Source organism: Borreliella bissettiae DN127 (assembly GCF_000222305.1).
GTDB lineage: Bacteria > Spirochaetota > Spirochaetia > Borreliales > Borreliaceae > Borreliella > Borreliella carolinensis.
Window position 1 is genome coordinate 1 of record NC_015905.1, and the last position, 23103, is coordinate 23103.

A 23103-nucleotide genomic window follows, 5' to 3' on the forward strand; every position below is an offset into this window, starting at 1 on the left:
ATTTTATTGACAAAAATATTAGTTTTTGCTATCATACATCTAATTTAATAAAGAGAAGTAAAACGGTGTGTGATTTAAGAAAAACAAAATTAATAGATAAAATAAGTTCACTAGAACTATATAAATATTCAATATTTTTTAGAAATTATATAGAAAATGTAGCAGAAGATTGTCTCAAGAACGGGCTTGTTCTTGAGAGTGCTGACCACAATGTTAGCGATGTTGAACTTGCTAGGTTAAAGGTACAGCTTAAGAATGCTCTGCTTAATTGTATTATAAGCTACCGTTTTCATGGTATTGGCTATGTTTTAGTAAAAACCAAAGATACCCTAATAGATCTCGAACAACCCGTTAATATAGAATTACCTATTGGTTTTGAATACCTTGATTATGAATATGTAAGAGATTTGGGAGTTGATTTTGATCATATAACCTATAAAGTAAAGTCCAACAATAAGAACAATTCTTTAGATGCAGTTAAAATACATAAAAGTCGACTTCTCATATATGAGAACTTTGATTATATCTTAAAAAGATATGTTCCGTGTTATACCGAAAGCTTTTTGCTAGATATTTATTTATTTGAAAAGATATACGTCGAAATAGAAAGACGTATTGAAAACCACAATTTCTTGTTTTACAAAGATGAATCTTTAGTACAACTACAAGACGCACTTTCTAGTGCAACAACTTCTTTAAGTGCACTTACTCAGAGCAATAATGATAGGGGAAGTGGCATTTTATCTTCTTTTTTGAGAAAACAAAATACAAACAATCATAGTAAAGATATTTCTAATTTAAGAACCCTTAATGACTCATTATCACAGGAACTTGCCAGGCTAAAAAGCAATCTAAATAATGAGGGAATGTTTTATACGGCTACTCCCAGTGCTAGTTTGGAAGTTATTAAATATGACCTTAGTTACTTAAAGGAGGCTTTAGCGTTGATTAAGGCAAAAATTGGTGCTGATACTAAAGAACCCTTAACTAGAAGTTTTAATGAGCAGGCTAAAGGACTAGGAAATGATGGTAAAGGTGATAGGAGTAATTATTACGATTTTCTAAAAGGCGTACAAGAACAAGTTGAGAACTCTTGTAACTTAAAGCTTAAAAAGTATTTCGGGCTTGATATGAAGTTTAATTCGCTGATTATGTTAAGTGAAGAACAAAAAGTGGAAAGAGATATAAAGCTAATTGAGCTTTACAGTAAATATAGCCAGCTTATACAGAGTAGTTCTTTTAATAATGAGGAGCTAGTGATTTTAAAAGAGAAATTATTCTCATTTTGAGAAAAGGAGTTAAAAAGTGACAGAGAAAGAAGAAAAAGAAGACTTGCAAGCACAAGATAAAGAAGAGCAGCAAAATAAGGCTGATACTAAAGTTATCAGTGCACAGGAATTTGAAGAGTACATGCACTTTAAAGAACAAGCAAACATTAAATCTAAAGAGACAAGTAGAGATTTAAGTATAAATGAGCGAATAACAAAAGAACTTGCAGAAGTTGAAGAGCGGGAGCGTATTGAAAAGCAATTGTTACTAGAGGCTGAGCGAATTAATGAAATTGATACACTTGCAAAAGCACATCTTAGCAACCATTTCAATAAGGAAGTGTTACTTGCAAAGGGATACACACTGAAAGACATTATGCAAGCACAACGTAGAGAACTTGTTCGCAAGTTTGTTCCAATTGAGCAAATTAAAGCTATTGCTAAAGTGTCAGATATAAGTCATATCGATGGGGAGATACTAGAACAGCTTGTTTCTTTAGCAAAAGTGAACATTAAATTAAGAAAAAATGCGAGTAGCAATTCTTCTTCTGTTGACGCTATTAAGGGCAATATTGTTGCCAAATCAGAAGAAAGAGCAAGTTTACTTGATTCTAATTTTGTGCCAATTAATTTTACAGAATTTGTACAAGCAATAAGTAATACATACAAGCAAAGACGAATTCAATTTTATGAAAATCTAAAAAGACATAAAAGAACAAGTATTGCTTAAAGGAGTTTTTAATGAGTGATATAACGAAAATTAAACAAGAGTTTGATAAAAAAGTTGCAGAAATTAAAGCATTAATGAAAAATCCCCAACAAGACGCGGGGTTGCTTAGCAATTCTATTGAATTTAGAGACAAAAACCTAATTTTTTCTAATTCAGGTGGAGTGTCTACTAGCAGTAAGGACAAAATAGAAAATTACCCCGTTAAAGGGTATCCGTATAAGCGAGGAGTAAAACTTAGTTTTGGTGATGGAACAACAGAGCTAGAAGTTGAGGCTGGTGGTGGAGATGATTTATATGGAGTGTGCTCCGATATAGATGAATTTAGCGGTATGGCAACTGTTATACCAATTACAAATAACTTTACTGGATATTTAACACTAAAGAAAGATGGACAAAATAGTGTAAATCCAGGAGATAAACTGAACTTTAACCAACATGGAGAACTTGAAAAGGCCACTGGGGGTCAAAAAACCGTCAATGCAATAGCACTATCAAAAGCACATAAATTGACAGAAGATTTATTTATAGTGCTTGCCAGTGTATTTGGGAATAGAGCGATTAAAGGGTAATTAAATTATGGCTTTAAAAGGTAACGAGCAAGTTGAAAATCTTGACGCTGTTGATAACCTGCAGTTAGGTTTAGAGGCACAGGTTTCCGCTGCTCCTAGGGCTAAACGGCAAGCAAGACAAGCTGAGGATGCACAAGCAAAAGACCCATATTTGGAGTCAATTGACGAACTCGATGATATTCTTTTGAAATTCAAGAAATATGTAAAATCTATGAGCTCAATTGAAAATAAGGTTTTTAGCAGTTCAAGTAGCTGTTTTAAATCTAAGAATGAGCGAGTTGATGCATATTCATTTGCATGTTCAAGTTATACAGACAAAATAGAAGAATACCTTTACGATCCAGCAAATAGTTTTCCATACAAGCGTGGAGTTAAACTTGTTCCAAAAGAGAACTCTATATATGTAGAAGTTGGAGCTGATACTGATATGTATGGGATATGTGTAGATGTATGTGAGTTTAGTAGTACCGCGTATGTATTGCCAATTACCAATAACTTTGAAGGGTACCTTGTTACAAGGAATCCAAGTATAAAAATAGGAGAAATATTAGACATAAATAATAACGGGGTTATTATCAAGGCTGGTGGTGGACCACCAACCGCAATTAACATATATGCTCTATCTGATTCATTTACAATCAATTTTGTGCCTGAGAATTATATGGCACAAGACCAAGCTAGATATCCTAGGCAAGAGTATTCTATTAATTTGATAAAAGTTGCAATTTTTGGCAATAGAAGCCTTGAGAAAATAGTAATTCCTGATGGCGGTTAAATCTTAAGCGAATAAAAGGAGGTAAATAAATGGGAGATACAACACAATTAGTAAAAGAGTATCAAGAGAAGAGAAGTAAACTCGAAAAGTTTATGAAAAATCCCCAACATGACGCTAGTTTGCTTAGCAATTCTAATGAATTTAGAGACAAAAACCTAATTTTTTGCTTCTGGAGGCACTAGAACTAGTAGGTTTGATAAATTAGAAAATCATCCATTTTTGGGGTATCCATACAAGCGTGGAGTGAAAAGAGTTATTCAAGAGGCGCAAGATAATCAAAATCATTATGAACCACATGTTGAGGCTGGTGGTGGTGAAGACTTGTATGGAATCTGTATTGATATAGATGAATTTAGTAAAACAGCTACTATTGTACCAATTACAAATAATTTTGAGGGCTACTTAGTAGCAAAAGATTCTACGGTTAAAACAAAAGACAAACTTGTTTTTAATAAAGACGGTGCTCTTGAAAAGGTTACTGGAACACCAAATAAAGCAACTATTAATGCAACAGCATTATCTGATGCAAAGCAAATTAGCAATGAAGTTTATTTGGTAAAAGTAGCAGTATTTGGAAATAAAGCTATGAGTAGAAATTAATAATATTTAGGAGGATTTAATATGGAATTATTTGATGAAAATTATTATGCAAAAGCCGTGGCAAATATCATAGGAGAAGTTAAAGATCCTATTATGTATAAATGGTTTTCGCCGGATCAAATTGAAGATGTTGATCTACAAATGGGATATCAAAAAACCGTAAAATGGGACGCGTTTCTAAATGCCAATCCTACAACAATTGCCAATGAGGTTAATACTATCTCAACTATTGGTTTTAGTTCTGAGGTGGTAAGACTTAATTATTTAAAATTACAGTATAAATTCAGACATTTAAAACAAGCTTCTGAGAAATTTTATACTTCAGACTCATATATTGGGGACATTAATAATAATTTACTTCCTTTTGCACAAGCTTATAAGCTTGCAAGTAGTGAAATTATTAAGCTTATCAATCACTTTGTACTAACAGGTACTGTTTCGATTCAAAAAGATGGGAAAAATCAAAAACGTCTACTTCCGAATATGTATGGACTACTTAATATGCCGGAGCAGATAAAAGAAGAAGTTGCTAGTGGTGATAAAGATAAAATGGATAAAATCTTTGAAAAGATTGAAGCTGGACTTTCAAAGTTAGAACTAGGAGACGAATTTTCCACACCTATGATGGTAATAGTTGATCCCGCAACTTCACTTAAACTTGTAAAACCATACGCAGCAGCACAGGGTGTAGCAAGTAGCAGTGAAAAATGGGAAGATGTTTTGATTCAAACTATTAAGGCTATTAATAATAGAGAAGATGTTTATATTGAGACTTCAAACTTGCTAAAACATAAAATACTCATTTATCCACTAAATTCAGAACTTATTAAATTCAAACCTAGCAAGTATATGCTACCTACACCAAATGAACAAGTTGACAAAGACTCAACTGATATTGCTCATTCATACATTGATTTTGTTTTGGGCGGTCTACTTGCTACTAGAAAAACTATTTTGCAAGTTAACATAAAGCAAAGTTAAAAGTATAAGGTAAGTGAAAATGAGTGAACAAGGAAACTTACAAGCACAAGCCGAGGGAGAAGAAGAACTTTTAGTAACAAAACTCCATTCAGAAGTGTTATTGCTATTAGGGATAGACCAATTTGCACTAAGTAAGCAAAATTTTCTACTTCATTTATCCCTACTTCAAGCTATTCTAGTAACACGCGGTATTGATGCTAGTTCACTGACATATGAACAAATATTTTTACTTACTTTCTACCACATGGGTTGTCAATTAAGAAAGCAAGGGGTAGTTCGAGAATTTGAATTTGATAGGATCAAAAAAGAAAAATTCAATGAACTTGAACTTGATTATTATCCTAGCAGTAGTGGGAGCGAAGAAGGTGGTGAGGGGGGCTGTGGATCAAATAAGAATTTTTGTTCACAACTCGATGCATTTTTAGAAAAACTAAAAAGAGAAACTTCAACGCCATCTTGTGTGGGGGTTGTCTAATGAATGGTGTTAGAAAAAGACTTTCAGATATGTCTTTCCGTATGATCAACGTATTTAAGGATCCTAAACCTCTAAAGTTTTATAAAGGCACTGTTGTAAAGCTTGAGAATGATTCTTCTTATCAGAGAGTATTTGATAAAAATAAGTACACTGAATTTGCAGGAGTTATTATTGACATAAAGCCACAAGAACTTGCAATGCTTTATGATTCTGATATGTCTGATATTCAAGGGTATTCTAAACTTTACACATACCAAGACCTTAACTTTGAGCTTAAAGACCGAATATCAATTGCTGATTTAGTTTACTTTGAAATATTTAGTATTGACTCTTCAATCGGATATTTTACTTTGGTTTTAAAGGAATTTATATGGACAAGCTAGAATTTAAAATGGAATTGGAAATTGGGTGGTTTGGTGGTCGTGCAGGAATTGCTAGAATGCATGAAAAAGGGAGCAGCAATTTACCAGCAAGAAAACATTTAACCAAAATTGCTAGTAGTTCTGAGTTTAGAGAATATATCAATAATAGTTATATAAATTCTAAGTTTAATCTTGACCCTAAATCGGGAATGGAAGCTATTGGACAAGCTTTTATAAGGTACTATGAAAATTATCTATTATCAACACAAGTCACTCCAACCTTAAAGGCTAATACAATTAAAAGCAAGCATAAAAGGGGGAGTAACACTGCAGCAATTCCACTTGTTGATACAGCCAAAATGTTATCAGAGATTACTTATAAGGTAACACTTGAATGATTTTAACTTTAGATATGGTATTAAATCATTTAACCCAAATATTTAAGGGGTTTAAGGCTTATGCAACTGAAAATAATTTTGAGTGCGATATCATAAATACTTACAATCACCCGTACCTTTCAAAAATCACAGTTGCTAGCTCAAATATAATAGCATTGAAATTTGATGGTACAGAACATCTATTTGATCATAATTCTAGAGCCGGTGCATTTTATGAAAATGCTTTGGAATTTAGTATAAATTTTCAAATATATATTATTGCGATAGTGTTAAACGCTCAAGATTTTGACGCTAATTCACGTATGTTAGTGCTTTATAGTATGCTTAGCAACTTTCTACACAATAAAGTCCATAAGTATACTTTAGAAAGTCAGTCTCAACCCGAATATATTAGAAAAATTAACCTTTACATTTATCCAATATCTAACATGCAAACAGTTGGGCTTATTAATTTAGGCACAAATTATAGCAATCATGCATACAGTGCATCTGTAGCATTCAATGCTAGTGTAAAAGCAATTGAAATTTTAAAGGAGGAATACAAAATTGCCGCAAGATACAATTAGTGTAAGTTTGCTTGATTCTAGGATTCAGACTAGCAGGCCCAATTATTACAATCCACTTTTGGTTTACAAAACAGCTAAAATCAAAGTTAATAAAGATGCTGCCAACTTTATAACATTGAATTTAACCGTTAATAATTATGAAAAACAAATTGAAACTTTGGAAAAAGACAATGGAAATGGACAAGATCAGTTTGGAAAAGAAAAAACACTGTTAAAAACTGCAATGTCAAATTTTTTCAATTCAAGCGAAGAATCATTAAAATCAACCGATCTTTTCATTTATAAGGATAAGCCTGAAGAGCTTAAAAATTATCTTAAAATACATAGGCACACTTTTGTTGTACTTATCAACACTGAAGGGGATGATTCGGATGATGGACTTAAAATTTACAAAGATGACTATAATAAATTCAAAATGCCTTCAACTTTTTTTGTATTCTCAACTAAAGAACAAGAAATAAAAGAACTATTTAAAGATAAAGGCAATACTGAAAAAGAAAGAAATATTGCTATTTACAGCAATAATAAAGACAATTTACACCTTAAATTTATAAGTCAGTATTTACATCAAGCAAGCATTTTTCACGCTGTTAATCCTTATGGTATGCCACTGGCTGCTACACCGCTTGTTGACGACACTGTAATTGGAAAGTTACGAACTGCAAAAATTAACTTTTATTCACTTCTTAATGAAACTGGTCTTGATGGTATGCCTGCTTTTAAAGAAGGTGTTGATCTTGCTGGAAGTTCAATAGATGAGCTTTTTACTTATCATTACATAAAAAATGAAGCAATTATTGAGCTTATCAGAATTTGGAACAAAAACAATAGACAAAATAGCAAATTATCAGCACTGCAGCTTAGTGGGGCTAGAGACAATGCATATACTTCAGCAATTGAATGCCTACTTAAACGGTTTATCGATAGAGGGCTTATAATAGAGTACAAAAATTTAAGACTTACTCTTTCTCCTACACCACAACTTAAATTAGAACTTAGTGTGAATATTACTTATAACTTTAGCATTAATGCTGTTACTTTAGTAATTACTACTCAAGATATAGTTGATTATCAAAATAGTTTAAGCGTATAAGGAGTGTAAAATTATGCAATTTTATGATTTAAGAGAAGTTTTTTTTTCAATTGGTGGCACACAGCTACATAGTGGCAAGCTGGAGCTTACAAGCGAACCCACAACAAGAGCAGTGATTAGTAGTGAAGATAAAGGTATGCCTGTAATAAGCTTAAGAGATCCTAAAACGATAACTTATGTTTTTAACATTGAAGTAACACTAGGTAGTCATGACTATAGATTGTTAACTGAACTTTCTGATGAACAGTTTCACAACATGGACGTGAGAAAAGAGGATAAAATGCTTGATTTAGCATTCAATGATAGAATTGCTACCAAAATTATTTCTAACTATGCAATTTTTACTGAAGAACCGTCAAGAAGTTATTCTGCAGAAGCTGAAAAAGTATCTTTTGAAATTAGGGCTATTAATTGTCAAAAAACCCACCCAAACAAATCTTAAAAGGAGAGTCTTATTATGATAATGAGATATAAAATGAAAATTTTAACTAAAAATAAAACTTATGAATATCCCCTAAAAGTATTACCGGTCTATGAATGGGATAGTGTACTGGGATTTAATCAAAGCGACGCTATTTTAAAACTTAATGAGGTTAAATACTTAAGGCAAATCACAAGCTTAATGATAAGTCCAACATTTTTAGACGAATTCTATCTGATTTTGGATCAAAATAGAGAATTTATTTCCTATTATAAGGACTATCTTGTTGCAATAATTTACACTGCACAATTTAATACTTTTCATTTAGACAATGATCTAAAAAAACCCGCTTTAGTATATTTGAGTGAGTATGAAAATAATGTTGGTGATTTCGTTACTTTTGATTATATCAATGAAAATTTTGATTATGAAAAAGTAGCCACTTCGCTTTCATCAATTACATCAAATTCTAATGAACTGGTTGCTAAATGAGCAAAAGAAATAAAGACATTGATAAAGCTATTGCAAGTATTAATGAGACTAGAAAAAAGTATTTTAACTTGCTTGACGAGATAAGAAACGATAAATATTATTTTCCAGTAATTATGAATATTTGCTCATACGACTCGGTTAAAAAATTGCCCTATGATGAGCTTTTAGAGGTCAATAGACTTGCCGATATTAAATTAGAAAAAGAATTGTATGAGTTAATTTTAGGCAAGTGAGGGTTTAGTGAGCGACAAATTCACCATTAAATTTAAGGGTATTCTTGATCATGCTGCAACAAAAAAGGCTATCGAACAAGATATTTCCAAAATGGAAAAATATCTCAAACCTAAAAAATCTAGTTTGGGGAGTACTAAAGATATTGTAAAAAATAATTTGTCGGACAAGAAAAAAGAATTAAGCAGACAATCTAAATTTGAAAGCTTAAGAGAGCGTGTTGAGAAATATAGACTTACACAAACTAAAAAGCTTATGAAACAGGGCATGGGGTTTGAAAAAGCAAGAAAAGAAGCCTTCAAAAGATCTTTAATGTCTGATAGAGACAAAAGACGCCTTGAATATAAAGAACTTGCAAAAGAATCAAAAGCAAAAAGCAAAATGCTAGCAGCCTCTCAAGGAAAAGGACTTGTTGCCAAAATTGCAATAGGTAGTGCCCTGGGAAATGTCATTGGCAATGCTGTGAGTAGAGTGGGAGGCGGAATTTTTGGATTTGCGTTTGGTTGGATTAAAAAATCGGTTGAAGCAATTTCTAAAAAAGAAAAAGCTCAAAAACTCAGTACTGCATTTTATTCAACACGACAACGAAAAATACTTATGGGAGATGAAGAAGAAAAAATTAAGGGTATCTTTCAGGGAAAGAAAGGATTTGAGCGTGACTTAGAAAAAGAAGAACTTTTGCGTCATTTTACTCTAGTCAAGGGCACTCTAACAGAAATGGATAAGTTAAATGAAACTAATTTGATAAATACGGGAAATTTTATGGCCGAGCTTGTATCTAGCGGTCAGGCAAGCATGCAAGAGGCTGCAGCAGCTATTGATGATTATCTTAGAGGAAATGGGGACATGCTTTATAAGATTATGGTAGGCACAAAAATCGGCTGGAAATATAAACAAGCGGCCAAAGATAACTTTCAAAAAGCCGCTATGTACAAAGATTTTGGATTTAGACTTACTGAATTACAAAAAGTGGCTGCGGATTTCCAATCTTTTAAACTTACTGAATTTGCCGGAGAGAAGGAAAAGATTGATAGCAATTTGATCAACCTTGAACAATCCCTTATGGATGTGACTGCTGCGGGCATGCAGCCAGTGCTTCAAGGGGCTTCAGAAGTTATTGAATGGGTCAAGTCATTGATCAATACATATAATAAAGAAGGCTTTACTGGACTTATAAGCAACATTGTTTCAGCTATTATAGATCCTATACTTCAGCCATTTAAAGATTTATATAATTACATTGTTAATAGCTCGTTTGTGAAAAAAATACTATATTTCCTTGGATTAGGTTGATTGAGAAAAATTAGATAAAAAGAGAATTCTTATGAAAATTAACAAAAAAATTGCTAACAATAATGATATTGAAACTAAGAAAAAAATCATGGAGATTACTCATATAGTAAGAGATGTAACAACCCAAATATTTGCTCTTTTTGGTGCAGACAACTTTTTAGTGTTATTTCCAAGAATGGATTTAAAAGGCTTTGGATATGTACCACAATTGTTTTTTATAAAACCAAAGACCCAGCTAATATCACGCACTTACAATACTAGTTGTTCTAAAAGATCAGTTATCAATTATTATGATAGAAAAGCGGAATATGTCAGCTACAATCCAATAATGACTGGTGAACATATATCATTAAACGGTGGGATACTCACATCCTTATATAAGGATATGCTTTCTCTACTCAAAATGACTGTTTTTGGCAACACTCTGCTACGTTTTGACGCTCATCTTGTAAAAGAACAACTAGCCAATAGAATACAAGCTCAAGTTCCTTTTAGTATATACAGTCCGACTTTTGGCCTTAAAGAATTAGCTGTAATTACGAGTCTTTCGTTTAAAGACACTCCTTTCATTGATGAGGTTGAAGTTAGTCTATCAATTGAAATAGTAAAAACATTTGCATTGGAAAAATATAAAGGATAAAAAATGTTGCTACTACAATATGATTTTAAAATTGAATTTTACAATGTAGATACATCAAAAAAATCAATTGATGGAACTCCTTTTCCGGAAGAAATTCCTAAAATTATAATCAATACACAGGATGGAATTCATGTTGATATTACTATATCTAATAGGTTTTCATCAGAATTAAATACTATAAGTTCCAAACAAGCAAAAGTTGTACTTTGGAATCTTCCTTTAGATTTCACCGACGACATTAAAGTGGGAGATATAGTAAAAATATATTATAAGAAATTTGCTCATGAAAAAAATTTTGATTTCATAATGGCAGGCACTTTAGAACCCCCCATGAGTACTGATTATCCCGGTGGGGATTTTAGTGTAGAGCTCGAAGTTCGTCTATTAACTAAAAGCAATTTCTTTAATCGAAAATTAGAGAACAAAAATTTCAAGGGCAAGACGGTGCAAGAGGCAATAGAATCTGTATTTCCTAATCGCAATATTATTAATATGGACAAAGAAGATCGTCTTAAAATTATTGACAAAAATTTTTATGCTGCAACACCAAAAGAGTTTATTGAGAAAATAAAAAAAGGAAACTACGTAGATAACGTAATAACTGATGTTGGCTATCACAATTTTCAAATTGAATGCAATTTTATATTTATTAATTACAAACAAGTGGGGAAAAATATTCACTACGAAGCATTAGAAGATTATGGTCTTGAATTTATACCACAACAAGAAAGTGATATCGATCCTGAATTCAAGATAAGGCGTATATATTGGAACGCTCAAATATTTTTCACACATAAGCTAAGAGTTGGTGATAAAGTTTCTTTTAGGGATGGGTTGGGAAAAGTTGTCAAAAACACTATATTAGAAACAAGTGCAAGACTTAGTAACACAGGGGATTGTTCATTAACACTTAAGTTATATGACGTCTCTAATTTTGCACCGATGCCTGCGTAATAAAGGAGTTAGAATGGATATTGACTATGCAATTTACAGAATGGGCCAGCGTATTTATGGAAATACATTGACACAAGAGGACGTTAAAAATTGGATTTATTCAAACATTTTTATAATTAAAATTGGTACTGTAAAGGAGTTTAAACAACACACTCAAGAAGCTATTGTTACAATACCCGAATTTGAAGATTTAGAGATTCACACAAAAAATATCTCTAATATCAGTTTAGAACTATCAAAAGGTGATTGCGTTCTACTACTTCAATCAAGCGTTAATATTTTTGATAAAAATGACGATATTCACTTTGACAAACATCATTTTTATATACTTAGTGCAATTAACCCAAAAACATTAAATCTAATCTCTGATACTGTTAAAATTAAAGCAAACAATAAAATTGAAATAGCTAACGAAATAACATCCTTAAAATCAATTCTAAAGAGCATTGTAAGTGCTATTGAGGGTATAAAAGTCGTAACCACAAAAGAAGGCCCAGTAATTGAACCAGTCAGTCTAAAAATAGCAACCACTAAAATTAATTCTGATATTAACAGTTTGTTCAAGTAATTTTTGCTAATTATGGTATAATTAATAGTATGGATTTAAGATTGGGCAATAATTTTGAATTGGTATTTAATAACGATTTATCACTTGTTGATGGAATTGAAGAACAAAAACAAAAATTGTTTATATTTTTAAAAACCTTAAGGGGGAGTTTAAGCTATGCTCCTAATTGGGGACTGGACTACTTCTTACTTTTAAAACTGTTAAAAATTAATAATCTTCACGCTGTAAAAAATTATTTTCACGAAATATCTAAAGAACTTAACTTAGATTTAATAAACATTTCTACTATTATTCAAGACAACAAAGTGCATATATCCTTTTTTTTCTCAGGCGATGTTTTGAATATGGAGTTTAATTTATGAGTATTGTTTTTGATTCTGATTTTGGCATTCTAAAGCGTACAATTAAGGATATATTACGAGCCAAAAGAGAATACTTGCGAATAAATTATGGAATTAACATTGATGATAGTAATAGCTCGATTTACAACATTATTGCATCTTCTTTAGCATTAATTGAAGAAGAAATAATTAATGAGCTTAATCTCTTTTTTTCTAAAATGAAACCGGGTGGTACTTATTGGGCTGCTATTGAAGAACACATTTCTTCTAAAAGCACAACTTACAGTGCTGTTAGAAACGCTTTACTTAATCTTAATGGGGTAGAGCATACTAATATTAAAAGTTCAGCTGGAAAAGCCAATATATACCTAATTCTAAAAGAAGATTTGCTAGACGCTAGTAAAGCTAATATTAACAACCCTGAATTTAAAGCAAAACTTTGGGAAACATTATATCTAACAACGCCTAGTGGGACTTTACTTGAAGGAGATATAGAAATTGATGGACTCAATTCAACTGGACAACGCAAATCCTATAAAATATCGCTAGGAAAAAGAAAATATGTTTATCTGAAAGTAAAGTATAAACTTGACCTTAAAAACTATCTCTACTTAAACATAGACTCTCAAATTAGGGACATATATTCTAGGATTATTTCAAATAACTATTCTGATATGGGAATTAGCTTTGAATATCAAGACTTTTTTGCTCCAGTTAATGAAGTTAAAGGAATTAAGTTTATGGAAATAAGTGCTTGTATTAAAGATACAGACACCGAAAGTATTTCAAAAATTACTGATAGCGACTTTCAAACAAATAAAGATATCACTATTAATGATGATACAATGCTACTTTTCAATACTACAGATAGATTGCTCATTGACATTGATAGTTAACAAACATGGAAATACCTAATTTTTTCAAAAATACCGAAATTCATAAATTTATACGCACATAAACAGAATACGCACAAACGCTACTTAATGAACTCAAATCTCTTAATTCCAACTTCATATCCATTAATGTAATAGAAAATATAAAATCAAGATATATTGCAATATGGATATCTCAAGTTTTATCTATCTTTTATGCAAAAACTCAAACTTTACAAAGCATTACAAGCAATATTAATAGTGTTATTTTTGCTTTACGTCATATTGGTACTGATGAGTCGTTTAGACTGATTTTCAAGGCCTTTTTAAATGTTGACATTGAAGTTACTACTCCTGAATCTGGGGTTATTGATATCTCTTTAAAAGGGGTAATAAAAACAAACTTTACTACATTTATTTCCCCTAGTACTAAGAAAGGAAAACGACTTAAAAAGATTCTAATTAGAGAAAAGAAACCGGGATATGCTGCATCTAAAAAGGCTTTAGTATTTAATTCGCTTCCTAAGGGCTATGATCATTCAATTTATGCTTTTATAAAGAGAATTATTCCTATTGGTAGAGTTCTCAAAATTAATAATAAAGATGGTAACAATATTATAACTTTTAACAACTAAGGAGGTTTTATGGCCGATGATCAAGATAAATTACTAATTGATGAAGAAGAAACGGTTCAAATAAAAGATTTAAATAAGGTTACGACCGTTAACAATACTGATCTTTTACTGCTTGATGATGGCGCTGCAAGCAGCAATGCTATCACCTTTAAAAACTTCTTAAAAACCGTTAATCACCAAACATTTAAAGGCGAAGAGCTGGGCTATTTTAAAGAGATAATTAAGTCTACAATCGCTACTGAACTTGCAGCTGATAAAGATTTTATAAAAAGCATTTACGATTTAATAGTTGACAAACTAATTGGCAATGATTCTGATAAACTTTCAAATCTTTTTAGTAAAATTAAATCTCGCCTTACAAATAGCATATCATCAGCCACTTTATCTAGAAGTGATGATCTTTTGATAATGTCATCAAGCACTATTCAAAAAACACCCGTTCCAAAACAATTGATTGGTGTACCATCAGATTTTCGGAGTTCTTATAGTTTTACTAGTGGTACCACAATTTATCCTAATGAATACCAAAATCACCGTGTAATCATTGATCTGGAGGACTATAATGATGTAACTCTCATTTTTTACAAATATAATGATGATAACCCCATTTATCTTGATTTCCAAGTTGATGTAGAATCCTTTGGTAAAAGTAAAACATTGAGTTTAAGGTATTCCGATGAAAATGAAAAAAACACGATTTATTCACGTGATAGTTCTAGTACTAGAAGAATAACTTTTAGCATTCCTTTGTATAAAGGATGGTATGTCCAAAAAAGAGCCTCCTCTTCAGGGAATCCCATCCCGGTTCTTTTAAAACTGTAAACTTTTTTAGCAAAAATTAAGGTTTTGGTATATAATATACGTATAAAAATAAAAAATTAAAATCGAGGATTGAAAAAATGGATACTATTAAATTAACAGAACTTCTTATCAATTTAAACGAAATTAAACTTATAGCCGTAATGATTTTTGTAACCGTGCTGGTTCTGGGAGTGTTAATTCTTCTTAAGCCTTTATTAAAAGACATATTGACTATTGTAATAGGCAAGATTTTTAAGAATGGCAATGGTAATGGCAAAAATCACATTAAAAAAAGAGATTAAATTATGAAATTATCTAAAGATAATGTTGAGCTTGGACTTACGTCTTTATCAACCCTTATTGATATATTTTCTAAATTTGAAGACGAATTTGATGAAATTGCACATAAAGGATTCTTTTTGGTTTATGAGCTGTATTCTCATTATAAATTAATCTATACAGCAAATATGGAAAGACTTGAGAGTGCATTAACCCCAGCAATAACTAAAAAACTCGCTCCATTAAATGAAAAAATCAATACGGTTATTGATTTGGTTAATTCTGATGAAAAAAATCTCAAAATATCTAATGATCTAAAATTCAATCAAGAAGGAATACCTATCTATAAGGAAAGAACAAATAATGCAAAATAACACTATTGGTTTGGGGCTTAATTTACTATCCAGCTTAACTAACATAGCTAAAACTGATACAAACATAGATCATAATTACATTAATACTTTTAGTAAAGTAATAGATTTTTTCTACAAAACATATATAAGCACACTAAAATCTATGGAAACAGCTGAGTCAATGAAAATATTTGAAGAAATAAAAGATATTTTAAAATACAATATTGAGATAATAGAGGCTATCTCTGCCGACAAAAATAAAAAAATTATTACTTCACTTAAAGCAACACGTAACAAAATTATGAAAGAATACATCAAAATGCTTAAAAGGAGTGAAAATGCTTAAAAAATTGCATTCTCTACTAATTGTTTTGCTATTGTGTTGTACTACTATTGCTAGCCTACCAGAAGAGCCAAAACCTCCAATTATTCCAACTCTAAACTCTTTAGCTAAATATGAAACACAACTTTCAGAGTATGTTATGTATCTTGTAACATTTTTAGCTAAAACAAAAGTTAAAGTTAATGACCCAAATTATCCAGAATATCCTTATCCAGACTTATCAACACTAAAAGACGAACACTCCATAACCGCAGTAAAACATAATATTAAGATATATTTAGAGTACATTAAACAAACAAAACCAATAGCGGAAAAAGTATATAATCAATATTCCCAATTAAAAATGTAAATTACAAAAAGGTTTTTCTTGCAAGAAATTCTACTTTACATATAAAAATCTCTAAAGCCAATCAATCTAAAATAGTGTATAATATGACTATAAAGGAAAATTTTATGGAAACAGTGTCAACAAATATTGCTGGTGTAAGTCAAGAACAAATATATAAAGAATTTCTTAGACTGGGTATGGAACAACTAATAGCACAAGATTTATCTAAAAGATATTATCACAATGAGCTTACATATAGAGATTTAGAAAATTTAGAAAAACAATTTGATATAAAATTTGATAATCTTATTTTTAAGATTGATACTATAGAAAAGAATTTAAATCTAAAAATAGATAATTTAGACACTAAGATTGATACTGTAGAAAAGAATTTACAAAAGGATATATCTAATTTAGATATCAAGATAGATAATGTAGAAAAGAATTTAAATGCTAAGATTGATACTGTAGAGAAGAATTTAAACGCAAAAATAGACAATGTTGAAAAGAATTTAAATGCCAAAATAGACAATGTTGAAAAGAATTTAAATGCCAAAATAGACAATGTTGAAAAGAATTTAATGTCTCTTACAGAAATGCTTAAATGGGTATTAGGAATTATGGGAGCAATGTCTATAACAATGATAGCAGGGCTAATATTTGCTTTCATTTCTAAATAGCTACTACCTCAATTAAAGAATATCAATTCAAATAATAATTGTTTATCCAATATTTAGTATTAATACTTAGTTAAGTGAATATTAATAATAAAGAAAGGAGTAACAATGAAAATCATCAACATATTATTTTGTTTATTTTTACTAATGCTAAACGGCTGTAATTCTAATGATAATGACACTTTAAAAAACAATGCCCAACAAACAAAAAGCAGGGGAAAGCGTGATTTAACAAAAAAAGAAGTAACACAAGAAAAACCAAAATCTAAAGAAGAACTACTTAAAGAAAAGTTATCTGAAGCCCAAAAAACACAACTTGATTGGTTAAAAGAAGCTCTGCAAAGTGATGGAGAATTTGATAAATTTTTAGGATATGATGAGTCAAAAATAAAAGAAGCACTTAATCACATAAAAAGTGAGCTTGATAGCTGTACTGGAGATAATGCAGAAAATCAAAAAACCACTTTTAAACAAACGGTTCAAGGCTTCTTTAGCGGTGGCGATATAGATAAATTTAAAACCGACGCAACTAGTACCTGTAAAAATTCCTAATAGCTATTAGCCCCCAAATAGGGGGCTTTAATATTGCTATGCTGCAAATATCTCATCAAACCGTTCATATTCTTTTAAGACACTAAAGAATATTAATGGACTAGGGCCATAAGCAGTCCTCTTAAGCCCCATAAACTTTTCAAAATCTTGTAAATCCTTTAATCTATTATTTTTCTTGAAATAGTTTTTTATAATCTCCGCCCAATAGTTTACACTCTTAAAATCACTATTTTTCTCAAAATACGAGATTAAGTCAGATTCAATTTTCTTGATATCATCAAAATTATTGGGGTCTATATTCTGAATAAAGCTTATTTTTTGAATAATCGAGTTTATATTATCTTTTATTGTAGGGCTATTTACCCAATCTTTTATATTAGACAACGCTTCTTTAAAAACACCGTAATAATAAAGCCTATCTTTTTTTTGTTCTTGCTTAATGTCTCTTTTCTGGTTTTGAATAGTGTTATTTTTTTGAATTTGATTAATCTCTTGTTTTTGTTCTCTTTTTTGTTCTTGCTTTTGATTAACACTAACTTGTCTGCTAGGCATAGAATTTCTGTTTTCGTGACTATTGTAAATAGGAGCTGCATCAGTATCCATTTCACTTTTTATGTTAAGACATGCAACTAAAGCATATCTTTTAAAATAAGTAATAGCTGAGCCAACAAATTGTGGCAATGTATTTACGGTTTTAGCCCCATTTTCACTGTTCCATTGTAATTTTTCTGTATGAATTCGCGTATCAAATGACTCCCTGTACCCAGTACTTGTACTGTAGAATGTAGTCCTAATATAATCAACTATGCCATATTGGCCCTCTAAAGAAATTGGAAATTGCCTAAACATAAGATCCAAATTGTGTTTTTCAATAACGTTTTCAATTTCTTCTAATATGTCATTGAAATCCTGATATTTATATCCGTACCCTTTAAGGCTTTTGTCAATGCGTGGCAAGTTGCTCATTAGGGTTTTCATATCGTTTAAGAATTTTATTTCTGCTTGAATATTATTTTGTATTTCTTGATTATTATTGTTTGAAAGATTTTCCATCTTTTTCCTCCTTTATTTAGTAATAAATATAAGTATATAGCAAAAACTATTTTTGCCAACTTCTTTACAAAAATTTTTACAAAAAAATAGGGCTTAGCTAAATTCTCTTGCTAAAGAACTTCGCTAAACCCTTGTATTATTTTTTTGCAAATTACTAAATAAAGGTAGTTAAAACTGAAAAATGTTCAAATAACTACGCTGTTTGTAGTGTATCTCAATTTTAAATTAAAATCAATTTGTATTTTTACTAAGTTACAAAAAGTGTATTAATTTAATTAAATTAATAAATAAAATTTAATATTTTTTTTAGAAAAGTATTTACTTTTAAATCAAAATTTTGCATTATAATAATTAATTATTAATAACTAAATAAAGGAGAAAAAACATGAAAGGTTTTTCAAATACCACAAAAAGTCCAACTTGCCACAACAAACACCAACACAAATTAATATCTCTTACTTCAACACTAGATTTTCTAAACAAAAAAGATAAGAAATACACGCAACAAAACATACTCTATTACTTTAATGAAAATCTAAAAAGAAATGGTCTAACTACCACTACACTAAGAACTATGCAAAATTATCTTTATAAATTAGAAAAAGTACTAAAAGTTACAACCAACTACTACCAACACATGGGGGTAAATTGTGGAACTGAAATTTACTATAAGCTAAAGTATCCTAAAAAAGAATGTTACCAGAAAATAAACAAGTACTTTAAAGAACGAAAAAACTCTAGATTTAAATCTAGAGTTAATAACCATTTTAAAGACAATATTTCTATAAATGGTAGTGTAAATTCAGTGGAGTGTTTAAATAATAAAAATAATATAAAAGAAGAAAAAAAGAATAATCAAAAAGAGAAATATCAACTAAGAAATTATTTCAATAATTGTAACTTTAAAACGGAAGAAGCTCTTTCTATTCTGAATTTAAATACTGATAAAAATACGAAGATTGAAGCAATGAATATCTTAAAACAAAATGAAATTGCCCTAATAAAAAAATTCAATATAAAAAAATCTTGTATGAAAGAAAAGCAAAACACATTAAAAAATATTCTAAATAACACTCAGAAAGAATTCGAACAAAATGGATATAATTCGGAACAATTAAAAATAAATTTACAAAAAGTATACGAAATTTACAAATTTAAGCCCCATTTTATTATTGAAAATCACAAATATCGCGATTTAAATAACATAAAACGCAAATTGGAAAAGTCGATTGAAAGAAAAAAACAAAATTCTCAACAAAATTATCAAAATTTAAAGGCAAACATTTTCAATATCCTTATTGAACGACTAAAAAAAGAAACAAATATTGAAATTCTAAAGCCCATTATCAAAGATTATTTGAATAAACAAAAGAAAATAGAATACAATAAAGTATTTGGTATATATTATCTTGAATTATTAGAAATAATAAAAAACGAAAAAAATTCTTTAACTGTAGAAGAATTTAACATAAAGGCTGTATGAGGATTTAAATATGGAAAATGCACCAGAACCTATTGAAACTGTAAAAAAAGGCAAATGTAAAGTTGAATGCCAAAATAAAGAACGCTTTATTTTAATTGAAAAAGAAAATGGGAAAGCAATGTACCATACAAAAATAATGATGGACATTTACAAATTTGGAGTTTATGAGAAAAAACACGAATTTAGGCTATCATTGAGGGCTTTATTTAATGGAGAAAGAATTGTTGAAGAAACTCACTTGTACCCAATTAAAGAAGGAGACAAGTTTATTGGCATTTTTTATGGTTATAGAAAACCAATTAAAAAACCGTTAATAAAGTATCAAATAAATGGGACTAGAAAAGCATATGCATTAGCAAGGGCATATTATATGGAATTTAGATTTAAAGCCGGAAGTGTTTTCTGCTATTTCAAGGGATTATATCGTTTATTAGATAAAAAAAGAACAAATAATCACTACAACAAAGTTTTATTTAGTATGTTTACGGATTTAGAACAACAAGTATATAAATTTTATGGGAAAAAATACCCAGAGCAAGGACCGTTAATCAAATGGATAATAAAAAACCTAAAATAATAACAATAGCGTCAATCAAGGGCGGTGTTGGTAAAAGCACAAGTGCTATTATATTTGCAACCTTATTGGCTCAAAAATATAGGGTATTATTAATAGATATAGATACTCAAGCATCCACCACTAGTTATTATTATGATGATATACAAAAATCCAGTATAGATTTAAGAAAAAATAATATATATGAAGTTTTAATAGAAAAATTAGATATTAATCGATCAATCGTTAATGTAGCGAATAATTTAGATTTAATACCTAGTTATTTGACTTTACACAGTATAAATGCTTTTGGTTATAAGCACACTTTTGATGAATTTAGATTAAAAAAAGAGCTTAAACATATAGATGTTGGATATAATTTTATTATAATTGATACTCCCCCAAGTTTGGATTTTACTTTAACTAATGCTTTAGTTTGTTGTAACAATGTAATTGTCCCCTTGACAGCAGAAAAATGGACAATTGAAAGTTTTGACCTTTTGAAATTTTTTATGAAAAAAATAGGTATAGAATTGCCTACTTATTTTATAATAACGAGATTTAAGAAAAATAATACACATAAGCAATTGTTGGAAATGCTGAATTCCAAAGAAAATTTTTTGGGAATGATATCAGAAAGAGAAGATTTAAATAGAAGAATTGCTAGTAATTCTTCTTTTGATTTTCAAATGGATTATATAAAAGAGTATAAAAATTCATTAATGAATTTTTATACAAAATTAAAATAATTTTAATTATAAGTTCAACGCGATGAACTTATAATTAAGGAGGCTTGTTATGAAAAATAATACAAAATTAATAATCAATAAAAGGGATATTGATTCTGAGGGGAATGCATTACTTGTAGATTCTTCTAATGTTAGTAAAAATGATGTTGAAACAGATCGTTATAATACTTTGAAAAAGAAATTATATGTAAACCTTAGAGAAGGAGTTTCTAATAGAGTAGAATGTATGAAAATCTTAAAAGAAATTAAAGATAATGAATACTATAAACTTGATGGATACAAAAGTTTCGATGCTTTTATAAAGGATTATGACGTTGCAAAAACTCAAGCGTATAACTATTTAAAAATTGCCAATGCAATAGAAGCAGGGGTTATTGAGGAACAATATGTATTAGATAATGGATTTAGATTAATATTAAGTGTATTGAAAGATAAAGAAAGTCCAGTATTGAAAAAATCTAAACAAAACTCAATAAAACCATTAAGATTTCAACTTAAAACTCAAGAAAGTTATGATTTTTATAAAAGTAATGCTAAATTTACAAGTTTTATGATGCAAGAGATTTTTGAAAATCAAAAAGATTTGATTAGTAAACTTTTAAAAATGTATAAACAATTAAAAGGATAACCTATGAACAATTTAGCATACAAAACATATAACATAGAAAGTATAAAAAACGAATTTTTAAATATAGGGTTTAGCAAGGAAGCAATAGATTTTGTTTTTTTGCATAATGATAATTACAACTTCGAATCTTTAAAAGAGAAAATAATTGATGTAGAAAAGAATTTGCAAAAAGACATATCTAGTTTAGATACTAAGATAGATAATGTAGAAAAGAATTTAAATGTTAAGATAGATAGTGTTAAAAATGAACTTAATTCTAAAATAGATAGTGTTAAAAATGAACTTAATTCTAAAATAGATAGTGTTAAAAATGAACTTAATTCTAAAATAGATAGTTTAGATGCCAAAATAGACAATGTAGAAAAGAGCTTAAATGCCAAAATAGAGAGTTTAGATACCAAGATAGATAATGTAGAAAAAACTTTGCAAAAAGATATATCTAGTTTGAATACTAAAATAGATAGTGTAGAAAAAACCTTACAAAAGGATATATCTAGCTTGAAAAACGAACTTGCTGCAAGCAATAGAACAATACAAGTAATTCTAATAATGGGAATAACGCTTGCTCCAATTATCTATTCTATATTCAATAAGTATTTTTTAAATTAAGAATGATTAAAATTTTATAAAGTAATAAGTTAGTATATAGCTTTAAAGTAGAACTTATTTGAATTTTTTAACAAGAGAATTTAAATAGGTTCTTTTATTTTAACAAATACAAATTGATTTTAATTATAAATTAGAATCAACTCAATTTTTGAAAAGCTTATTTATATAATTTTTAATAAGTGAATTCGTTTAAACCCTGGCTTTATTAAGTTCTTTAACAAAAGAATATAATCAAGCTTTTATTAATTATAATAATTTCTGTAAAAAGTTGACAAAAATAGTTTTTGTTATATATATGTATGTGAATAGCTAAAAAAGTGTATTGCTATCAAAAAAATCCAATTAAGTTGGGTTTAGCTAAGTTCTTTAACAAGAGAATTTAAGTAAGCCCAACTATTTTTTGTAAAAATTTTTGTAAAGAAGTTGGCAAA

The 23103-nt window shown here is 29.5% G+C and carries 32 protein-coding genes and 2 pseudogenes; 33 read left to right on the top strand and 1 reads right to left on the bottom strand.

Annotation, left to right across the window (positions count from 1 at the left end; genetic code table 11):
- The first annotated feature begins 65 nt into the window (after window positions 1–65).
- The 28 genes and pseudogenes from BBIDN127_RS05195 (at window position 66) to BBIDN127_RS05325 (ending at window position 17597) form a co-directional block, all read left to right on the top strand.
- Window positions 66–1289, top strand: a complete 1224-nt coding sequence (locus BBIDN127_RS05195) for a phage portal protein (protein WP_014017519.1) — start codon at window positions 66–68, stop codon at window positions 1287–1289.
- 16 nt (window positions 1290–1305) lie between these two features.
- Window positions 1306–1998, top strand: coding sequence for a DUF1357 domain-containing protein (locus BBIDN127_RS05200; protein WP_014017520.1), 693 nt, complete (start codon window positions 1306–1308; stop codon window positions 1996–1998).
- An 11-nt stretch (window positions 1999–2009) separates the two neighbouring features.
- The gene (locus BBIDN127_RS05205) at window positions 2010–2567 is read left to right on the top strand and encodes a DUF228 domain-containing protein (RefSeq protein ID WP_014017521.1); all 558 of its coding nucleotides are present in this window, start codon (window positions 2010–2012) and stop codon (window positions 2565–2567) included.
- A gap of 7 nt (window positions 2568–2574) precedes the next feature.
- Complete coding sequence (locus BBIDN127_RS05210) at window positions 2575–3342, top strand: DUF228 domain-containing protein (RefSeq protein ID WP_014017522.1); 768 nt, start codon at window positions 2575–2577, stop codon at window positions 3340–3342.
- A gap of 29 nt (window positions 3343–3371) precedes the next feature.
- Window positions 3372–3942, top strand: a pseudogene (locus BBIDN127_RS05215) (DUF228 domain-containing protein).
- Between the two features lie 21 nt (window positions 3943–3963).
- The gene (locus tag BBIDN127_RS05220) at window positions 3964–4923 is read left to right on the top strand and encodes a hypothetical protein (RefSeq protein ID WP_014017487.1); all 960 of its coding nucleotides are present in this window, start codon (window positions 3964–3966) and stop codon (window positions 4921–4923) included.
- Window positions 4924–4942: 19 nt separating this feature from the next.
- Window positions 4943–5398: a DUF3890 domain-containing protein gene (locus BBIDN127_RS05225; protein ID WP_012665013.1), complete on the top strand. Its 456-nt coding sequence runs from the start codon at window positions 4943–4945 to the stop codon at window positions 5396–5398.
- A complete protein-coding gene (locus tag BBIDN127_RS05230) occupies window positions 5398–5781 on the top strand; it encodes a DUF1506 family protein (protein WP_014017525.1) in 384 nt (127 codons plus the stop codon). The genes BBIDN127_RS05225 and BBIDN127_RS05230 overlap by 1 nt, the downstream gene beginning before the upstream one ends.
- Window positions 5769–6158 carry a hypothetical protein gene (locus BBIDN127_RS05235; RefSeq protein WP_014017526.1) on the top strand — a complete coding sequence of 130 codons (390 nt, stop codon included), beginning with the start codon at window positions 5769–5771 and terminating at the stop codon, window positions 6156–6158. The genes BBIDN127_RS05230 and BBIDN127_RS05235 overlap by 13 nt, the downstream gene beginning before the upstream one ends.
- Window positions 6155–6724: a DUF764 family protein gene (locus BBIDN127_RS05240; protein ID WP_014017527.1), complete on the top strand. Its 570-nt coding sequence runs from the start codon at window positions 6155–6157 to the stop codon at window positions 6722–6724. The genes BBIDN127_RS05235 and BBIDN127_RS05240 overlap by 4 nt, the downstream gene beginning before the upstream one ends.
- Window positions 6705–7817, top strand: a complete 1113-nt coding sequence (locus BBIDN127_RS05245) for a DUF787 family protein (RefSeq protein WP_014017528.1) — start codon at window positions 6705–6707, stop codon at window positions 7815–7817. The genes BBIDN127_RS05240 and BBIDN127_RS05245 overlap by 20 nt, the downstream gene beginning before the upstream one ends.
- 13 nt (window positions 7818–7830) lie before the next feature.
- The gene (locus BBIDN127_RS05250; RefSeq protein ID WP_014017450.1) at window positions 7831–8259 is read left to right on the top strand and encodes a DUF1463 domain-containing protein; all 429 of its coding nucleotides are present in this window, start codon (window positions 7831–7833) and stop codon (window positions 8257–8259) included.
- Between the two features lie 15 nt (window positions 8260–8274).
- Window positions 8275–8730, top strand: coding sequence for a DUF1473 family protein (locus BBIDN127_RS05255; RefSeq protein WP_014017451.1), 456 nt, complete (start codon window positions 8275–8277; stop codon window positions 8728–8730).
- Window positions 8727–8963 carry a DUF1322 family protein gene (locus tag BBIDN127_RS05260; RefSeq protein ID WP_014017529.1) on the top strand — a complete coding sequence of 79 codons (237 nt, stop codon included), beginning with the start codon at window positions 8727–8729 and terminating at the stop codon, window positions 8961–8963. The genes BBIDN127_RS05255 and BBIDN127_RS05260 overlap by 4 nt, the downstream gene beginning before the upstream one ends.
- A 7-nt stretch (window positions 8964–8970) precedes the next feature.
- Window positions 8971–10254 (top strand): DUF759 family protein, encoded by a 1284-nt coding sequence (locus BBIDN127_RS05265; protein WP_014017530.1) that lies wholly within the window; start codon window positions 8971–8973, stop codon window positions 10252–10254.
- A gap of 31 nt (window positions 10255–10285) precedes the next feature.
- Window positions 10286–10894: a DUF792 family protein gene (locus BBIDN127_RS05270; RefSeq protein WP_014017531.1), complete on the top strand. Its 609-nt coding sequence runs from the start codon at window positions 10286–10288 to the stop codon at window positions 10892–10894.
- A gap of 3 nt (window positions 10895–10897) precedes the next feature.
- Complete coding sequence (locus BBIDN127_RS05275) at window positions 10898–11848, top strand: DUF693 family protein (RefSeq protein WP_014017532.1); 951 nt, start codon at window positions 10898–10900, stop codon at window positions 11846–11848.
- Between the two features lie 13 nt (window positions 11849–11861).
- On the top strand, window positions 11862–12416 hold the full coding sequence (locus tag BBIDN127_RS05280) for a DUF777 family protein (RefSeq protein ID WP_014017533.1): 555 nt from the start codon (window positions 11862–11864) through the stop codon (window positions 12414–12416).
- A gap of 29 nt (window positions 12417–12445) precedes the next feature.
- Window positions 12446–12778: a DUF2634 domain-containing protein gene (locus BBIDN127_RS05285; RefSeq protein WP_012665001.1), complete on the top strand. Its 333-nt coding sequence runs from the start codon at window positions 12446–12448 to the stop codon at window positions 12776–12778.
- The gene (locus BBIDN127_RS05290) at window positions 12775–13653 is read left to right on the top strand and encodes a DUF276 domain-containing protein (RefSeq protein ID WP_014017534.1); all 879 of its coding nucleotides are present in this window, start codon (window positions 12775–12777) and stop codon (window positions 13651–13653) included. The genes BBIDN127_RS05285 and BBIDN127_RS05290 overlap by 4 nt, the downstream gene beginning before the upstream one ends.
- Before the next feature lie 5 nt (window positions 13654–13658).
- A pseudogene (locus BBIDN127_RS07250) lies at window positions 13659–14264 on the top strand (DUF735 family protein).
- A gap of 9 nt (window positions 14265–14273) precedes the next feature.
- Window positions 14274–15086 (top strand): DUF685 domain-containing protein, encoded by an 813-nt coding sequence (locus tag BBIDN127_RS05295; protein WP_014017535.1) that lies wholly within the window; start codon window positions 14274–14276, stop codon window positions 15084–15086.
- A gap of 77 nt (window positions 15087–15163) precedes the next feature.
- On the top strand, window positions 15164–15367 hold the full coding sequence (gene blyA, locus BBIDN127_RS05300; protein WP_002658481.1) for a holin BlyA: 204 nt from the start codon (window positions 15164–15166) through the stop codon (window positions 15365–15367).
- 3 nt (window positions 15368–15370) lie between these two features.
- Window positions 15371–15718: a BlyB family putative holin accessory protein gene (locus tag BBIDN127_RS05305; protein ID WP_014017501.1), complete on the top strand. Its 348-nt coding sequence runs from the start codon at window positions 15371–15373 to the stop codon at window positions 15716–15718.
- Window positions 15708–16043, top strand: coding sequence for a BlyB family putative holin accessory protein (locus BBIDN127_RS05310; RefSeq protein ID WP_014017461.1), 336 nt, complete (start codon window positions 15708–15710; stop codon window positions 16041–16043). Before BBIDN127_RS05305 ends, BBIDN127_RS05310 begins: the two co-directional genes overlap by 11 nt.
- Window positions 16036–16389, top strand: coding sequence for a BBA14 family lipoprotein (locus BBIDN127_RS05315; RefSeq protein WP_014017536.1), 354 nt, complete (start codon window positions 16036–16038; stop codon window positions 16387–16389). The genes BBIDN127_RS05310 and BBIDN127_RS05315 overlap by 8 nt, the downstream gene beginning before the upstream one ends.
- 83 nt (window positions 16390–16472) lie before the next feature.
- Window positions 16473–17048, top strand: a complete 576-nt coding sequence (gene bdr / locus BBIDN127_RS05320; RefSeq protein WP_081462132.1) for a Bdr family repetitive protein — start codon at window positions 16473–16475, stop codon at window positions 17046–17048.
- Between the two features lie 105 nt (window positions 17049–17153).
- Entirely contained in the window at window positions 17154–17597 is a 444-nt protein-coding gene (locus BBIDN127_RS05325; RefSeq protein ID WP_014017538.1) for an Mlp family lipoprotein, read from the top strand.
- Between the two features lie 36 nt (window positions 17598–17633).
- On the opposite strand, the gene BBIDN127_RS05330 is transcribed toward BBIDN127_RS05325, so the two are convergent.
- The gene (locus BBIDN127_RS05330) at window positions 17634–18650 is read right to left on the bottom strand and encodes an ERF family protein (protein ID WP_014017539.1); all 1017 of its coding nucleotides are present in this window, start codon (window positions 18648–18650) and stop codon (window positions 17634–17636) included.
- Window positions 18651–19035: 385 nt separating this feature from the next.
- On the opposite strand from BBIDN127_RS05330, the gene BBIDN127_RS05335 reads away from it, so the two are divergent.
- Genes BBIDN127_RS05335 through bdr (BBIDN127_RS07425) form a run of 5 tightly spaced genes read left to right on the top strand, consistent with a single transcriptional unit; the run spans window position 19036 to window position 22672 of the window.
- Window positions 19036–20133 (top strand): plasmid maintenance protein, encoded by a 1098-nt coding sequence (locus tag BBIDN127_RS05335; RefSeq protein ID WP_014017540.1) that lies wholly within the window; start codon window positions 19036–19038, stop codon window positions 20131–20133.
- Window positions 20134–20143: 10 nt separating this feature from the next.
- On the top strand, window positions 20144–20710 hold the full coding sequence (locus tag BBIDN127_RS05340; RefSeq protein WP_010257938.1) for a DUF226 domain-containing protein: 567 nt from the start codon (window positions 20144–20146) through the stop codon (window positions 20708–20710).
- A complete protein-coding gene (locus tag BBIDN127_RS05345; RefSeq protein ID WP_014017541.1) occupies window positions 20686–21435 on the top strand; it encodes a ParA family protein in 750 nt (249 codons plus the stop codon). Before BBIDN127_RS05340 ends, BBIDN127_RS05345 begins: the two co-directional genes overlap by 25 nt.
- 49 nt (window positions 21436–21484) lie before the next feature.
- Window positions 21485–22063 carry a chromosome replication/partitioning protein gene (locus BBIDN127_RS05350; RefSeq protein WP_014017542.1) on the top strand — a complete coding sequence of 193 codons (579 nt, stop codon included), beginning with the start codon at window positions 21485–21487 and terminating at the stop codon, window positions 22061–22063.
- Window positions 22064–22066: 3 nt separating this feature from the next.
- Entirely contained in the window at window positions 22067–22672 is a 606-nt protein-coding gene (gene bdr / locus BBIDN127_RS07425; RefSeq protein WP_014017543.1) for a Bdr family repetitive protein, read from the top strand.
- Window positions 22673–23103: the final 431 nt, after the last annotated feature.

Bases quoted from the DNA above. Each gene is read 5' to 3' on its own strand.
- BBIDN127_RS05285 (WP_012665001.1), top strand. From the start codon at position 12,446: ATGGATTTAAGATTGGGCAATAATTTTGAATTGGTATTTAATAACGAT.
- bdr (WP_081462132.1), top strand. From the start codon at position 16,473: ATGACTATAAAGGAAAATTTTATGGAAACAGTGTCAACAAATATTGCT.
- BBIDN127_RS05325 (WP_014017538.1), top strand. From the start codon at position 17,154: ATGAAAATCATCAACATATTATTTTGTTTATTTTTACTAATGCTAAAC.
- BBIDN127_RS05335 (WP_014017540.1), top strand. From the start codon at position 19,036: ATGAAAGGTTTTTCAAATACCACAAAAAGTCCAACTTGCCACAACAAA.
- BBIDN127_RS05240 (WP_014017527.1), top strand. From the start codon at position 6,155: ATGATTTTAACTTTAGATATGGTATTAAATCATTTAACCCAAATATTT.
- BBIDN127_RS05330 (WP_014017539.1), bottom strand. From the start codon at position 18,650: ATGGAAAATCTTTCAAACAATAATAATCAAGAAATACAAAATAATATT.
- BBIDN127_RS05280 (WP_014017533.1), top strand. From the start codon at position 11,862: ATGGATATTGACTATGCAATTTACAGAATGGGCCAGCGTATTTATGGA.
- BBIDN127_RS05295 (WP_014017535.1), top strand. From the start codon at position 14,274: ATGGCCGATGATCAAGATAAATTACTAATTGATGAAGAAGAAACGGTT.
- BBIDN127_RS05205 (WP_014017521.1), top strand. From the start codon at position 2,010: ATGAGTGATATAACGAAAATTAAACAAGAGTTTGATAAAAAAGTTGCA.
- BBIDN127_RS05340 (WP_010257938.1), top strand. From the start codon at position 20,144: ATGGAAAATGCACCAGAACCTATTGAAACTGTAAAAAAAGGCAAATGT.
- blyA (WP_002658481.1), top strand. From the start codon at position 15,164: ATGGATACTATTAAATTAACAGAACTTCTTATCAATTTAAACGAAATT.
- BBIDN127_RS05315 (WP_014017536.1), top strand. From the start codon at position 16,036: ATGCTTAAAAAATTGCATTCTCTACTAATTGTTTTGCTATTGTGTTGT.
- BBIDN127_RS05305 (WP_014017501.1), top strand. From the start codon at position 15,371: ATGAAATTATCTAAAGATAATGTTGAGCTTGGACTTACGTCTTTATCA.
- BBIDN127_RS05275 (WP_014017532.1), top strand. From the start codon at position 10,898: ATGTTGCTACTACAATATGATTTTAAAATTGAATTTTACAATGTAGAT.
- BBIDN127_RS05230 (WP_014017525.1), top strand. From the start codon at position 5,398: ATGAATGGTGTTAGAAAAAGACTTTCAGATATGTCTTTCCGTATGATC.
- BBIDN127_RS05290 (WP_014017534.1), top strand. From the start codon at position 12,775: ATGAGTATTGTTTTTGATTCTGATTTTGGCATTCTAAAGCGTACAATT.
- BBIDN127_RS05310 (WP_014017461.1), top strand. From the start codon at position 15,708: ATGCAAAATAACACTATTGGTTTGGGGCTTAATTTACTATCCAGCTTA.
- BBIDN127_RS05255 (WP_014017451.1), top strand. From the start codon at position 8,275: ATGATAATGAGATATAAAATGAAAATTTTAACTAAAAATAAAACTTAT.
- BBIDN127_RS05260 (WP_014017529.1), top strand. From the start codon at position 8,727: ATGAGCAAAAGAAATAAAGACATTGATAAAGCTATTGCAAGTATTAAT.
- BBIDN127_RS05210 (WP_014017522.1), top strand. From the start codon at position 2,575: ATGGCTTTAAAAGGTAACGAGCAAGTTGAAAATCTTGACGCTGTTGAT.
- bdr (WP_014017543.1), top strand. From the start codon at position 22,067: ATGAACAATTTAGCATACAAAACATATAACATAGAAAGTATAAAAAAC.
- BBIDN127_RS05220 (WP_014017487.1), top strand. From the start codon at position 3,964: ATGGAATTATTTGATGAAAATTATTATGCAAAAGCCGTGGCAAATATC.
- BBIDN127_RS05270 (WP_014017531.1), top strand. From the start codon at position 10,286: ATGAAAATTAACAAAAAAATTGCTAACAATAATGATATTGAAACTAAG.
- BBIDN127_RS05235 (WP_014017526.1), top strand. From the start codon at position 5,769: ATGGACAAGCTAGAATTTAAAATGGAATTGGAAATTGGGTGGTTTGGT.
- BBIDN127_RS05350 (WP_014017542.1), top strand. From the start codon at position 21,485: ATGAAAAATAATACAAAATTAATAATCAATAAAAGGGATATTGATTCT.
- BBIDN127_RS05345 (WP_014017541.1), top strand. From the start codon at position 20,686: ATGGATAATAAAAAACCTAAAATAATAACAATAGCGTCAATCAAGGGC.
- BBIDN127_RS05250 (WP_014017450.1), top strand. From the start codon at position 7,831: ATGCAATTTTATGATTTAAGAGAAGTTTTTTTTTCAATTGGTGGCACA.
- BBIDN127_RS05225 (WP_012665013.1), top strand. From the start codon at position 4,943: ATGAGTGAACAAGGAAACTTACAAGCACAAGCCGAGGGAGAAGAAGAA.